Genomic DNA, 13612 nt, shown 5'->3' with positions numbered 1-13612 from the left:
GTGCTGTATGCAGGCGGAAACATGTAAGAACAAAAAAGAGGGAGTGTAGGCATTGGCTAAAAGCAATGTGGGCAAAAAGCCAATCAGTGAAGAAGAATATACCACCAATAAGGTGCTGACGGTATTCAGCGTCTGCCTGTTGGGCGTGCTGGTGCTGATGATCGTACAGCGTCTGATGGACTACGGCAATACTTGGGCAACCGGTATGCTGGTTTCCAAAATCCTGCTGGGAATCGGCGTTTTGGGCGCCATTTGCGGCATTGTTTTGCTGGTGCGCGAAGCTTCCGGCAAGCGGTCGGCTGATCGCCGCATCGTGTGCGGACGAAATGTGCTGATCGTCAGTGTGGTGATGGCGGTTGCCATGGCGGCTATTATGTATCTGGGTACCGGCCCGATCAAGCTGCTGTATGTGGCGCTGCCGGTGCTGGCAGTGTATTATCTCGTATATCATTCTTATGCGCGGGAGTTTTTCCTCATTGCCTTGGATACCGGTGTGGGCGTTGCGCTGATGTGGCTGGTACACCGTGCGCTGGATAGTGCCAGCTATGTTTGGATGTCCTATGCCGCGCTGGGCGCTGCGGTCGTGCTGACGGTTGTGCAGCTGGTTTGCGTGGCAACGCTGCGCGGGAAGAATGCAAAGGTCACGAACAAAGGGAAAAAGGTCAGCATACAGTTCAGCAAGAATGCGTATACCATGTTGGCGATTACGCCGGTGCTGATGACGGTGCTGGTGGCGGCGGTGCTGTTTGCACCGACCCATATGTTGATCGCAATGGGTGTTGCGGCGGCATATCTGTTCATCACAGCGGTATACTATACTGTGAAGCTGATGTAATGAGAGAGCGATGCGGGCGGACGGCTTGACCGTCCGCTTGCTTTTTTGCAAGGAGGGAAAGCATGAAGCGGCTGGCCGGGTTTTTGTTGGTTTTGCTGCTGGCCGGCGGAGCGGCGGTCTGGTGGTATCCGCTGGCGGTGTCGCCGCATGTGCAGAATCCACATCAGGCGGCAGCGCTGCTGGAGGAGGATGCGCAGGCAGGCGGTGACGGGGTGCTGTTCCGCACCGAGGAGGTAGATCCGGATGAGGTCTACCGGGCGCTGGAGGCACGTTATCCATTTGCGTTTTCTTTGCATGCGACCGTGCGCCCCAACCAGACCACCCAGCTGCGCGTGGAGGTATCCCGGCAGGCACGTCAGCAGCAGGCGGAAACTTATGCCGAGGCGCTCGCAGCGGAAAGCATAACGCCGGACATGACCGAGGAGCAGAAGCTGCGCGCGCTGCATGACACGCTGGTACGCATATGCCGCTATGATACCGATACGGCGGCGCAGACGGCTCCAGACGGCGCCTCCGCTCCCTTCGCGGCAGACGGTGCCCTGCTGGATCATCGCGCGGTGTGCGCGGGCTATGGCCGCGCATATGAGATGCTGTGCGAGGCGGCGGGGATCGAAGCCATCTATGTTGCTTCCGAGGAGATGAACCATGGCTGGAACGCCGTGCGCATAGACGGACAGACCTATTTCATCGACTGCACCTTTGACGACCCGGTGCCGGATCGCGGCGAATATGTCTCAGATCAGTTTTTCCTGTTGACGGCAGAGGAGCTTTCCAAGACCCATGTTTGGGATGAAGCGTTCTATGAACAGGTGCTCGACAACTTGGAAAAAGAAAATTCATAAAATCTTGAAAAAACCCTTGACACTACATAGAACATGAGTTATAATAACTATCGTCGCCGGCGAACGGGCGACGCAGGAAAGTGAGTATGGCGGTATAGCTTAGTTGGCTAGAGCGTTCGGTTCATACCCGAAAGGTCATTGGTTCAAGTCCAATTACCGCTACCATTTCCCTTGGCCCGTTGGTCAAGCGGTCAAGACACCGCCCTTTCACGGCGGTAACGCGGGTTCGATTCCCGCACGGGTCACCATATGGAAGTTTAGCTCAGCTGGGAGAGCATCTGCCTTACAAGCAGAGGGTCAGCGGTTCGAGCCCGTTAACTTCCACCAACAAAAACTTGCATTATTCTTTGAATAATGCAAGTTTTTTTGCTTTATACCGATTTTTTGTTTGTAATTTTGAAATCCTATAGTGGCGAACATCTCAAAACTCCCGTGCGTATTGGTGTCAGATACGCACGGCTTTTTTCTGCTTTCAGTGCTGGGATGACATGGGTAAAAATGCTCAGCGTGGTCGTGATGTTGGATTAGCTCTGCACAATCCGGGGATTCGTGCTTGCTCCCATCCGCGACGTTGCAAAGATGTGTCGAAAGTGGCTTGAAATTATATGAAAAATATCCAAAAACAAAGAAAGGAACATTGAAGTTTTTGGGATTTCGGACTATAATATAAGCAAATATTGTAAATATATCCCCGCGCATGCGGTCAAATGGAGGCGACCCTCTTTGGTGGAGAGAAATCCTCAATCGAACAACCAGACTGCCAGACAAATATAAAGGAGGAAACCAGTATGAGGAAAAAAGGTTTGGCTATGTTGCTGACGCTGACGATGCTGTTGGGAATGCTGCCGACAACAGCGCTGGCGGCGGGATCGGACGAGCCAATGGAGTCCCAATCGGGTCAGACGGTTGAAATCGAAACCGTCACAGTCGATACATCGGACACGGATCTGCCGGACAACGATGCGTTGTTTGCAGGGTATGTGCAGCAGCTGCTGTACCCGGAATACGGCGTATCGCTGTTTGGTAGCTACGGCGAAAACAGCGGGATGCTGAGCGCCGATCAAAAAGCGATCTATGACGGGCTGAAACAGAAGATTACGGAGGTTGCGCAGCAGGGTGGATCGACGACATTCTACCCGACAATAGGAAGTAGCGATACCAGCAATTTTTTTACCATTAGCTGGGAGACAACTACAACAAATACGACGCAACTGAAGACTGAATTACAGGAGCAGTTTGGAACAATACTGGACTGCTTGATGGTTGATTGCCCGTATGAGCTGTATTGGTATGATAAAACTGCTGGTGCAGGATACAGTTCAGTATCCCCTACAGCCAGCGATGGAATCGCATCTGCGAAAATCGGAAATTTCCGTTTTACCGTAGCGGCAGCGTATCAAGATGGCAATAATCTGCAAGTCAGCGCTTCTAAAAGTCAGGCTGCGGAAACCGCAGCCGCGAACGCAAAGCAGATTGTCCAAAACCATGCAGGAGAATCGGATTATGAAAAGCTGCTGTCCTATAAGCAGGAAATCTGCGATTTAACATCGTATAATGAATCGGCCAGCGGCTACGGCGATCCATGGCAGCTGATCTATGTATTTGACGGTAATCCTGATACAAATGTCGTTTGCGAGGGCTATTCCAAGGCGTTCCAGTATCTTTGCGATTTGTCGCAATTTGATGATCCGAATACGGTTTGCTATACCGTGATGGGAGGCATACCGGAAGCCCATATGTGGAATGTTGTCACGCTGGATGGGAAAAACTATCTGGTCGACGTGACCAACAGCGATGAGGGTACCGTTGGCAAGGATGGCGGGCTGTTCCTTGCAGGCACAGAGGGCAGCGTTGCTACCAATTACAAATTCACCTTTAATGAATTCAATAGCATTACTTATACCTATGATCAAGATACGAAGAACCTATATGGTAACGACATCCTCACATTGGCATCGGAAAATTATGAGGAATCTGGGGAGCCGCTCCAACCGATCGAGGGTAAGGTAACCATCGAGGGCACGCCAAAGAACGGCGTAGAATTGACGGTGAATACCAGCGGCATTACGGTACCTGCGTCTGACGGCGCTTTCACTTACCAGTGGTATCGTGACAACGAGCTGATTTCCGAAGCGACCGGCGCAAGCTATACCCTTGCAGCGGCGGATGTCGGCAAGACCATCAAGGTTGAGGTCACGGCAGATGGCTACTCCGGCAAGCTGGAGGCCAGCACGGCTGGTGTCGTTGCCAAGGCTGATGGGCCGGAGGCACCTGCCAAACCGACGGCAACCGCTACCCACAACACCATTACCGTTCAAACGGTATCCGGGCAGGAGTATGCTTGCGTAGAGGGCACTGGCGCTGCTCCGGACGAAAATGCTGCTTGGCAGACCTCCGGTACATTTACGAACCTAAAGCCGTCGACGCAGTATAGTGTTTATGCCCGTGTGAAAGAAACAGATTTTGTGAATGCCTCTGCGGTATCTGAAGCGCTGGTCATCATCACCAAGGCCGATTCGATCAGCATCAGTGCGGTAAGCGTGGAAGTGGCTGCGCCGGTCACCGGACAGGAGCTGACTTCCAATGCGACCGTAAAGGAGCACGCCGGCGATATTGCAGGCGAGGTAAAATGGTATAAAGACACCTCGGTTACGGGTGCGGCGGTCGCCGGCAATGCGGAAGCCGGCACGGTTTACACTGCACAGATCACCTTGACCCTGAACAGCGGCGCAGATCAGAACTTCGCTGACTCTGTTGCGGTGACGGTCAATAACGAAAGTGGGGGCAATGTCCGACCAAGTGGTAACACGCTGGTCATCACCAAGACCTTCCCCGCGACGGCTGCGAAAGTGGTTCAGAGCATTGCTGTCACAACGCCGCCGACCAAGAAGGAATATATCGAAGGCGAGACGTTTGACACGACAGGCATGGTGGTCACCGCAACCTACGACGATATGAGCGTTGTTGCGGTAACCGGCTATACCGTGGAGCCGCAGACCATGGCAGCTGATACGACAGAGGTCACCATCACTTTTGAGGGGAAAACGGCAAAGGTTACCGGTATCAAGGTGCTGAAAAAGCCCTCTGCTGCGGATTTCTCGATCACGCTGCCGCAGGACGCCGTTTATGACGGGCAACCAAAAACAGCAACCGTACAAGCGAAGGTTTCCGCTGCGGGCATGGGGGACATTACGGTATATTACCAAGGCACAAGCGGTACAAACTATGCAAAATCAACGACCGCGCCTCAGGATGCAGGCGATTATGCGGTCACCTTTGACGTGGCAAAGGGTGATACCTACGCCGCGGCAACCGGGCTGTCGGCAGGCATATTCCGCATTGCAAAGGCGGAGCAGGCTGCGCTGACCATCGACAGCACTGGCCCCGTTACCTACGGCAGCACGCTTCAGCTGACCACCTCCGGCGGATCGGGCGACGGCGCGGTGACCTATACCGTCAAGAACGATACCGGCAGCGCGACCATAAGCGGCGATGTGCTGACCCCCACCAAGGCGGGTACAGTCAAGGTCATCGCCACCAAGGCCGCAAGCAATAATTATAATGCGGTGACCAGCGCGGAAGTCACCATCACCATTGACAAGGCTGCTGCGACCAATGCAATGATGACCGTGTCCAGCACGGTGGTAGCCGGGAGAAGCGGCACAGTCACTCTGCCCGCTCTGCCCGACGGCACATCCTATGGAACGCCCACAACGCAAGATGCCGAAATCACTGCGTTGAAGCTGGAGGGAGATAAACTGACCTATACCGGCGGCAGCGATGTAAAAGTCGGTTTGGCATACACGGTCACGATTGCTGTTGCCGAAAGCACAAACTACAAAGCGTACACGATCACCGTGAAGCTGGTTGGCAGCGAAAAGATTACCCCAACCCTGACAGCCAATGCGATTAGCGTTACCTACACTGGAAGCGCGGTGCCTGCATCGACGATCACGGGCACGGCCACGGATGGCGATAAGGCGGTATCCGGCACATGGAATTGGAGCACCGACAAAAATCCGCCGAAAAATGTGGCGGACAGCGGTCTGTATAACGTATTCTTTACGCCTGACGATGCGGCGTATGCTTCCGGCACAACAACTGTTCAGGTGACCATTTCCAAAGCCACGCCAACCGGTGCGCCTCAGTACACGGCGATTTCCACCAGCGGAAAAACACTGGCTGATGCCGGCTTGACCACGGAGGGTGGTACCTTCAGCGTGCCCGGCACGGTCGTATGGGAGCAAGCGGACACAACCGAAGTAATGGTTAACACCTATTATAAGTGGGTATTCACGCCTGCCGATTCGGCAAATTATAACACGTTGTCAGGAACGATCAGGCTGTGGCGGCGTTCGTCGAGCAGCTCCAGCACAACCGACGACGGTTCTGCGTCGGTTTCACAGCCCTCGACCAGCGGCGGCACGTCTACTGTCACCACGGATGTAAATCCGTCTATGTCCGGCTCGACCGCCAGCGCGACGGTGCCTACCGTTACGATGGATACAGCAGTGGAGCGTGTGCTCAATGCCGCGGAAAAGAATGGTACCGATCCGGTCTTGGTGATTGCTGTGGATACCCCCAGCCGTGCGGACGGCGTAAAGGTTACGCTGCCGGTCTCCTCGCTGAAAACGCTGGGCAAGAATGCGGATGTCACACTGACGATTACCTCTGATGTGACCGAGGTCACGCTGGACAGCGATGCGATCAGCGCCGTTGCTTCGCAGGCTTACAGTACAGTCACGCTGATTGTCATGCCTGTCGCAACCAGCGAGCTGAACAGTCGTCAGAGAGAGGCCGTGGGCAGCGCGCCGGTGTTCGACCTGTCGTTCAAGAGCGGAAGCACCACCATTTCTGACTTTGACGGCGGTCGTTTGACAGTCACCTTGCCGTACACGCTCCAGCCCGGCCAGACTGCGGATGGCGTTGTCGTTTGGCATATGGACAACAACGGCAACCTGACCGCTTGCGACACGACTTACAGCACCAGTCGCGGTGAAGTGACGTTCACCACCACGCATTTCTCTCAATATGTCATCGGTTACGAAGAGCCGGAGCAGATCTGGATCAACCCCTACTACGATGTATACCGTAGCACTTGGTATTACGATGCGGTGCAATTCGTCACGGATAAGGGGCTGATGAACGGCACGACTGCTACGCGCTTCTCGCCGGACGAAACAACTACCCGCGCAATGATCGTTACGATTTTTCATCGTCTGGAGGGAAAACCGGGGGTCAACTACGCCATGCAGTTTGATGATGTGTCCGCGGGACAGTGGTATACCGAGGCCATTCGCTGGGCGGCAGCCGAGGGGATCGTCATCGGCTACGGCGACGGCATGTTCGGTCCGGATGATATCATCACTCGCGAACAGATGGCCGCAATCCTGTATCGTTACGCACAGTATAAGGGCTGTTCGGTCAGCACGGTCGGCAGTCTGGACGGCTATACAGATGCGAGCCGTATCAGCAATTACGCCGTTGCAGCATTCCATTGGGTCTGCGACCGCGGTATCATGGAAGGCACAACGACCACCACGCTCAGCCCGATGGAGTCCGCCACCCGTGCGCAAGTCGCAACAATCCTGATGCGCTTCTGCAACGAGTACAATCTGTAAAGCCCTGTGGTTGATCTCTCATTTTTGATTCTTTACAAGCAGAGGATCAGCGGTTCGAGCCTGTTCACTTCCGCCAAAACCGGCATCTGTCAAAGCGGATGCCGGTTTTTTATATCCATCAATATGCTTTACGAGCATAAAAGTCTATATGGCATAAGCATTTGCTATTTAGTGGGCGGCGGCTTACAATAAAAGAAAAACGAGGATAAGGAGCGAGCAAATGAATATCGCAGACCGGAAAGAAATCGAAAAAGGATTGGATGATCCGGAGGCAATGCGGCAAGCTTCGCAGCGGGCGCTGCGGCTGACGATGGAACTGAACAGCAGGTATTTTGAACCGGAGGAAGTCCGCCGCCGTTTTTTTGAACTGATTTGCCAGCCGGAAGATGAAACCTTCTGCCTGTTCCCGCCGTTTCACACGGATTACGGCAAGAATATCAAGGTGGGCAAAAATGTGTTCATCAACACCGGTTGCCACTTTCAGGATCAAGGTGGGATTGAGATCGGTGACGGTGCACTCATCGGGCACAATGTTGTGCTGGCGACACTCAACCATGATGAGGACCCGGCGCTGCGGCATATCCTGCATCCCGCGCCGATCGTGATCGGGAAGAATGTCTGGATCGGCGCAAACGTCACCATTGTTTCCGGCGTGACCGTGGGCGACGGCGCGATCGTTGCTGCGGGCGCAGTGGTTACAAAGGATGTGCCCCCGAATACCGTGGTGGGCGGCGTACCGGCGAAGGTGATCCGAAAGGTGCGCCGGCAGGCATAAGCCATTGGAGAAAAACGAATCAGCACTCTGATACAGCATGTATAAGTCCCGGACCGTATAGCATACGGTCCGGGACTTTTTTGCAAGGAAACCAAGGTTTGATGCAATATTGATCGGGTGGGTATGATTGGAGGAAAATTTGGAAAGGCTGAAAGAGTGACGAAATCATCGCGCGGCTGCGGCTCAGGTGAGAAATAAAAGAGATGAAGAACAGGAGGAACGTCTGCACGATGAAAACCTTCAAAAAAGTGCTGGCACTTGCACTGACAGCTGTGATGTCGGCTTCTGTGCTGACCGGCTGCGGACAGGATTCGGATAACCGCATGATTATCCGCATTGGACACAACCAGTCCACCAATCACCCCACACATATCGCACTGGTGGCTTTCGAGGAGTTTATCGAGAGCAAGCTGGGCGACAAGTACAACGTGGAGGTTTTCCCAAGTGAGCTGCTCGGCTCCCAGAACGAAATGGTGCAGCTGACACAGACCGGTGCAATCAACTTCTGTGTTGCATCCAATTCGCTGCTGGAAACCTTCAGCACCAACTACACGCTGTTTAACCTGCCGTACCTGTTTGCCAGCGCTGAGGCGTATCACGCTTCGATGGATGACGAAGCCATCACCGGCCCGATCTTCGAATCCACAAAGGATGCAGGTTTTGAGGCGGTGACATGGCTGGATGCCGGTACCCGCAACTTCTACACAGTCAATACCCCGATCGAGGTGCCCGCGGACCTCAAGGGCCTCAAAATCCGTGTGCAGCAGTCACCGACGAATGTCCAGATGATGAATCTGCTGGGCGGCTCGGCAACGCCGATGGGCTTTGGCGACGTGTACACCGCGTTGCAGTCCAAGATCATCGACGGCGCGGAGAACAACGAGCTGGCACTGACCGATAATGGCCATGGTGATGTGTGCAAGTACTATTCCTACGACATGCACCAGATGATTCCGGACATTCTGATCGGTAACATTGCTTTTCTTGACGGACTGAGCGAGGAGGAGCGCGCGATCTTCGAAGAGGGCTTCCAGCTGGTCAACACAGTGCAGCGCGAGGAGTGGACCGACGCGGTTGCCAAAGCCAAGGAGCGTGCAGCGAACGAGCAGGGAGTACAGTTCCTGTATCCCGATACCAAGCCCTTTCAGGAGGCTTGCGCGCCAATGCACGCGGATATGCTCGCTCAGTACCCAGACCTGCAGCCGATCTATGACGCGATTCAGGCATACAACGAGCAGTATCCGTCGACCGAGTCCTGAGGAGGTATTTGACACATGAAATCGCTGAGAAATGCTCTTACCAAGCTGCTGCATGTGCTTGCGGGTGTGAGCTTTATTGCCATGGTCGCGCTAACCTGCTGGCAGGTATTCACCCGTTATGTATTGCAGAACCCCTCGTCCTGGTCGGAGGAACTGGTTTCCTATCTGTTCGCGTGGGCAAGTCTGTTGGGCGCGTCGCTGGTCACAGGCGAGCGCGGCCATATGAACATCCCGATTCTCGTTGAGAAGCTGAGCCCTTCGATGCAGAGGACGCTTGGCATCTTCGGCGAGCTGGTTGCTTTTGCGTTCTCGCTGATTATTCTGGTGTACGGCGGCGTGCAGATCACACAGCTGGCCATGGGGCAGATGACTTCGTCGCTGGGCGTCGCGGTGGGCGTGTTCTATGTCGTCATGCCGCTGTGCGGTGTGCTCAACATGATCTATACCGTGCTGAACATTGCGGACATCTGCAAGGGTACCGGCGCAGATGCAACGAAGGAGGGGGCGTAACAGATGGCAATGCAGTCTTTGCTGATCATCATCGCCGTGCTGGCTATCCTGTTGGTTATCGGCGTTCCGATCTCGTATTCCATCGGTATTTCCTCGCTGATTGCGATTTTGCAGACCGTGCCGCTGGATGTTTCGGTGATCACCGGCGCGCAGCGTATCTTCGTCGGTATGAGCAAATTCAGCCTGACCGCAATTCCGTTCTTCATTCTGGCGGGCAATCTGATGAATCAGGGCGGTATTGCCAAACGTCTGGTTGACTTCGTTATGGCGATCCTCGGCAAGCTGCCGGGCGCGCTGCTTGTGACCAACATTGGCGCAAACGCGCTGTTCGGCGCGATTTCCGGATCGGCCTCCGCGGCGGCTGCGGCAGTCGGCAGCATGGTCGAAAAGGGCGAAGAGGAGCAGGGCTACAACAAGGCGCTGTGCGCAGCGACCAATGGCGCCTCTGCTCCGTCCGGTCTGCTGATTCCGCCGTCCAATGCGCTCATCACCTATTCGCTTGCCGCAGGCGGTACTTCGGTTGCGGCGCTGTTTATGGCCGGCTACATTCCCGGCATCATCTGGGCGCTGTGCTGCATGATCGTTGCGGTCATTATCGCGCTCAGGAAGGGCTACAAGGGTATCCCCGGCAAGTTTGATTGGAAGAACCTCGGCGTGTGTACGCTTAAGGCGATTCCGTCCCTGTCCCTGATTGTGGTCGTCATTGGCGGCATCATCGGCGGTATCTTCACCGCGACCGAAGGTTCTGCCATTGCGGTGGTCTATGCGCTGATCCTCGGCATCTGCTATCGTAATATCACGCTCCAGTCGTTCTGGAATATTGTGGTCGAAAGCGCCAAGATGAGCGGCATGGTCGTATTCCTCATCGGCGTATCCAATATCCTCGGCTGGGTGATGGCGTTCACCCAAATCCCGCAGGCGATTTCGGACGCGCTGCTCGGTCTGACTCAGAACCCGATCATCATTCTGCTGATTATGAACGTCATCCTGCTGATCGCGGGCACGTTCATGGACGTCACCCCCGCGATCCTGATCTTTACGCCCCTGTTCCTACCGGTTGTTAAGACCTTCGGCATGGATCCGGTGCAGTTCGGCCTGATTCTGGTTTACAACCTGTGCATCGGCAACATCACGCCGCCGGTCGGAAACACACTGTTTGTCGCCATCAAGGTCGGGCGGTCAAGCCTGTCCAAGGTCATGCCGTATATGCTGTGGTATTATGTCGCGATCCTGATCGGTTTGCTGCTGGTCACCTATGTGCCGATGGTGAGCCTAGGCTTGCCGATGGCAGCCGGTCTGTTTTGAGGCGGACACACAAAAAACGACCTGACAGAGATTTCACTCTGTCAGGTCGTTTGGGTTTAAGAGTTCCAGATCGCAGCCCACTCGTCTGCATCATCCAGAAGCGAGGTTTTGGCGTTTTGCAGCGCTTCGGCGACGACATGATCCCGGATACCGGCCCATGCGGCAAACGTGCAGACCAATCCCAGCAGGGACAGGACACCAAACAGCAAAAAAGGAATGGAAATCGGGAAGTAGAGCAGCGCATAATACGCAATCAAGCTGCAGACCAGCACCGCCGCAGCTGCGTGCTTGGCGCACATCAGGGATAGGGAAACGGCGTTCCTGAGGATATGGCGCAAGGGCAGGTCGGTGATGACCAGCAGGGGATAGACGTAAATCCATGCCATGCCGAACAGGAACAGCACAATGACCGTTGCAGGCAGCAGCAGATAGGTGAAAATCGGCGGCAGGAAAAACAGCACAGCGGTCAGCAGTCCGAGCAGCAGCACCAGAATCAGAAGGCCAATGAATCCCAGCACGGTAGCCTGACGGAATTCACGCTTGAATACCGACCAGAACCGGTGTACCAGCATGCGCGGTCGGTCGCGCACCATATCGCACAGCTCGGCGGTGAACGCCGCCGTGGCCGCCGGAATGGTGATGACCGGCAGACAGAACACGACATACAGCATATTCAGCAGGATAAGGTTCCAGAATTCGATCCAAATGATCTGGAAAAAGCGCAGAATCCCTTTTTGGAGCGGGCGCGGCCCTTCTTCTTTGTGCGCGCGGTTGTATAATACGTCAAACAGCTTCATAATCATGCTCCTCTGCTCTGAAACAACAAACCGCAGGCGGCTGCCTGCGGTTTGTAAAACATGCGGTTAGTGGCAGATTGCCTGCTCGGTTTGCTTGTCGAACAAATGGATCTTGTTCATGTTGATCGCAAACTCCGCGGTATCCCCGTGCTTTTGCGCAAACCGCTCGGGAGAACGGCACATCAGGCGGGTGCCCTTGCAATCCATATATACATAGGTTTCCGCACCCATCAGCTCAACCAGATCAACGGTGGCTGCGATTGCGGCATCTTTGTGTTCTGCGATGTAGTGGGATTCGTTGTGCAAATCCTCCGGACGGATGCCGAATACCAGTTCCTTGCCGACATACGGCCCGAACAGTTCCTTTCCGCCCTTATCCTTGGGGATAGCAATGCTGTATCCAAGGAAATCCAGATAGAAATCGTCGCCCTTCTGCGAGATGGTGGCGTCGATGAAGTTCATCTGAGGGGAACCAATAAAGCCCGCAACAAAAATATTGCACGGAAAATCATACAGATACTGCGGCGTATCCACCTGCTGGATAAAGCCGTCTTTCATGACCACGATGCGGTCGCCCATGGTCATGGCTTCGGTCTGGTCATGCGTTACATATACGAACGTAGTCCCCAGCTTCTGATGCAGTTTGGAAATAACGGTACGCATCTGTGTGCGCAGCTTGGCATCCAGATTGGAGAGCGGCTCGTCGAGCAGGAAAACCGAAGGGTTGCGCACCATTGCACGTCCCAGTGCAACGCGCTGCCGCTGGCCGCCGGACAATGCCTTGGGCTTACGGTTGAGGTATTCGGTCAGATTCAGTGCTTCCGCCGCAGCGCGCACAGCGCGATCAATCTCGTCCTTGGGCACTTTGCGCAGGGACAAGCCAAACGCCATGTTGTCGTACACCGTCATGTGCGGATAAAGCGCATAGTTTTGGAATACCATCGCGATATCGCGATCCTTCGGGGCAACATCGTTCATCAGCTTGTCGCCGATGTACAGTTCTCCTTCCGAAATTTCTTCCAAACCTGCAATCATGCGAAGCGTTGTGGATTTACCACAGCCGGACGGGCCAACCAAAATTACAAATTCCTTGTCTTTGATCTCGAGATTGCATTCATGGACGGCGACCACATTGCCGGGATACACCTTTTTAATGTCTTTTAAGACAATACCGGCCATAATGAAGAGCCTCCTTTGTTCAGCCAAATAATCAGAATGAACGCGGGAGAAAGAATGAGCACGTTTTCTTCAACTTGTATGTTAGTATACCATGACACAGCGAAGGACTCAACAGCAAAAAAAGACAAAATGTGAAAAAATTTTTGAGTATTTTACACAAGATGAATCGGTGTTCTAACATACTTGTATTCAAAATTTGACAGGCAGAATGCATTATGATAACATTTATGTATCATTGTGGTAATATTCTTGATAAAAGTGTCATGGATTTTTTGGGCACAATAAGGTGGGTAAACGATGGAAAACACAAAAAAACGTCGTGAATTTATAAAAGATAGAATCTATGAGGATGTGCGGCACGACATTATTACCTTTCGCTATCAGCCGGGGGAAAAGCTGAGCGAATACAGTCTTGCGGAAAAATTTGGCGTATCGCGCTCTCCGATTCGTTCGGTTCTGCAAAAGCTGGAATCCGAAAGTCTGGTTGTG

At 53.9% G+C, this 13612-nt stretch carries 10 protein-coding genes and 3 tRNA genes; 11 read left to right on the top strand and 2 right to left on the bottom strand.

Going from position 1 to position 13612, the window contains the following annotated elements; translation table 11 throughout:
• Positions 1-52: 52 nt before the first annotated feature.
• From ABGT74_RS04265 to ABGT74_RS04220, 10 genes are all read left to right on the top strand, one after another.
• Positions 53-835: a hypothetical protein gene (locus ABGT74_RS04265; RefSeq protein WP_346704609.1), complete on the top strand. Its 783-nt coding sequence runs from the start codon at positions 53-55 to the stop codon at positions 833-835.
• Between the two features lie 62 nt (positions 836-897).
• Positions 898-1677 (top strand): transglutaminase domain-containing protein, encoded by a 780-nt coding sequence (locus ABGT74_RS04260; protein ID WP_346704608.1) that lies wholly within the window; start codon positions 898-900, stop codon positions 1675-1677.
• A gap of 88 nt (positions 1678-1765) precedes the next feature.
• A tRNA-Met gene (locus tag ABGT74_RS04255) sits at positions 1766-1842 on the top strand.
• Between the two features lie 8 nt (positions 1843-1850).
• Positions 1851-1925: transfer RNA gene (locus ABGT74_RS04250), tRNA-Glu, on the top strand.
• A 3-nt stretch (positions 1926-1928) separates the two neighbouring features.
• Positions 1929-2004, top strand: a tRNA-Val gene (locus ABGT74_RS04245).
• 461 nt (positions 2005-2465) lie between these two features.
• The gene (locus ABGT74_RS04240) at positions 2466-7298 is read left to right on the top strand and encodes an S-layer homology domain-containing protein (RefSeq protein WP_346704607.1); all 4833 of its coding nucleotides are present in this window, start codon (positions 2466-2468) and stop codon (positions 7296-7298) included.
• Between the two features lie 220 nt (positions 7299-7518).
• Complete coding sequence (locus ABGT74_RS04235) at positions 7519-8073, top strand: sugar O-acetyltransferase (protein ID WP_346704606.1); 555 nt, start codon at positions 7519-7521, stop codon at positions 8071-8073.
• Positions 8074-8303: 230 nt separating this feature from the next.
• Positions 8304-9332 carry a TRAP transporter substrate-binding protein gene (locus ABGT74_RS04230; protein ID WP_346704605.1) on the top strand — a complete coding sequence of 343 codons (1029 nt, stop codon included), beginning with the start codon at positions 8304-8306 and terminating at the stop codon, positions 9330-9332.
• 15 nt (positions 9333-9347) lie between these two features.
• A complete protein-coding gene (locus ABGT74_RS04225) occupies positions 9348-9842 on the top strand; it encodes a TRAP transporter small permease (RefSeq protein ID WP_346704604.1) in 495 nt (164 codons plus the stop codon).
• Between the two features lie 3 nt (positions 9843-9845).
• Positions 9846-11147: a TRAP transporter large permease gene (locus ABGT74_RS04220; RefSeq protein WP_346704603.1), complete on the top strand. Its 1302-nt coding sequence runs from the start codon at positions 9846-9848 to the stop codon at positions 11145-11147.
• Positions 11148-11203: 56 nt separating this feature from the next.
• Here the strand turns inward: ABGT74_RS04220 and ABGT74_RS04215 are convergent, their stop codons facing one another.
• Positions 11204-11944: a DUF624 domain-containing protein gene (locus tag ABGT74_RS04215; RefSeq protein ID WP_297282904.1), complete on the bottom strand. Its 741-nt coding sequence runs from the start codon at positions 11942-11944 to the stop codon at positions 11204-11206.
• A gap of 66 nt (positions 11945-12010) precedes the next feature.
• The gene (gene ugpC, locus ABGT74_RS04210; protein ID WP_297282905.1) at positions 12011-13123 is read right to left on the bottom strand and encodes a sn-glycerol-3-phosphate ABC transporter ATP-binding protein UgpC; all 1113 of its coding nucleotides are present in this window, start codon (positions 13121-13123) and stop codon (positions 12011-12013) included.
• Between the two features lie 297 nt (positions 13124-13420).
• On the opposite strand from ugpC, the gene ABGT74_RS04205 reads away from it, so the two are divergent.
• Positions 13421-13612, top strand: a 192-nt coding sequence (locus ABGT74_RS04205; protein ID WP_346704602.1) for a GntR family transcriptional regulator, incomplete at its 3' end; no start/stop codon positions are given.

It is taken from the genome of uncultured Agathobaculum sp. (assembly GCF_963927765.1).
Lineage (GTDB): Bacteria > Bacillota > Clostridia > Oscillospirales > Butyricicoccaceae > Agathobaculum.
The sequence above is the reverse complement of the archived record's forward strand: the minus strand, read 5'-3'. Positions and strand labels throughout refer to the sequence as shown.

Coding starts and splice junctions, on each gene's coding strand:
- ABGT74_RS04260 (WP_346704608.1), top strand. CDS start 898: ATGAAGCGGCTGGCCGGGTTTTTGTTGGTTTTGCTGCTGGCCGGCGGA.
- ABGT74_RS04240 (WP_346704607.1), top strand. CDS start 2,466: ATGAGGAAAAAAGGTTTGGCTATGTTGCTGACGCTGACGATGCTGTTG.
- ABGT74_RS04235 (WP_346704606.1), top strand. CDS start 7,519: ATGAATATCGCAGACCGGAAAGAAATCGAAAAAGGATTGGATGATCCG.
- ABGT74_RS04230 (WP_346704605.1), top strand. CDS start 8,304: ATGAAAACCTTCAAAAAAGTGCTGGCACTTGCACTGACAGCTGTGATG.
- ABGT74_RS04225 (WP_346704604.1), top strand. CDS start 9,348: ATGAAATCGCTGAGAAATGCTCTTACCAAGCTGCTGCATGTGCTTGCG.
- ABGT74_RS04220 (WP_346704603.1), top strand. CDS start 9,846: ATGGCAATGCAGTCTTTGCTGATCATCATCGCCGTGCTGGCTATCCTG.
- ABGT74_RS04215 (WP_297282904.1), bottom strand. CDS start 11,944: ATGAAGCTGTTTGACGTATTATACAACCGCGCGCACAAAGAAGAAGGG.
- ugpC (WP_297282905.1), bottom strand. CDS start 13,123: ATGGCCGGTATTGTCTTAAAAGACATTAAAAAGGTGTATCCCGGCAAT.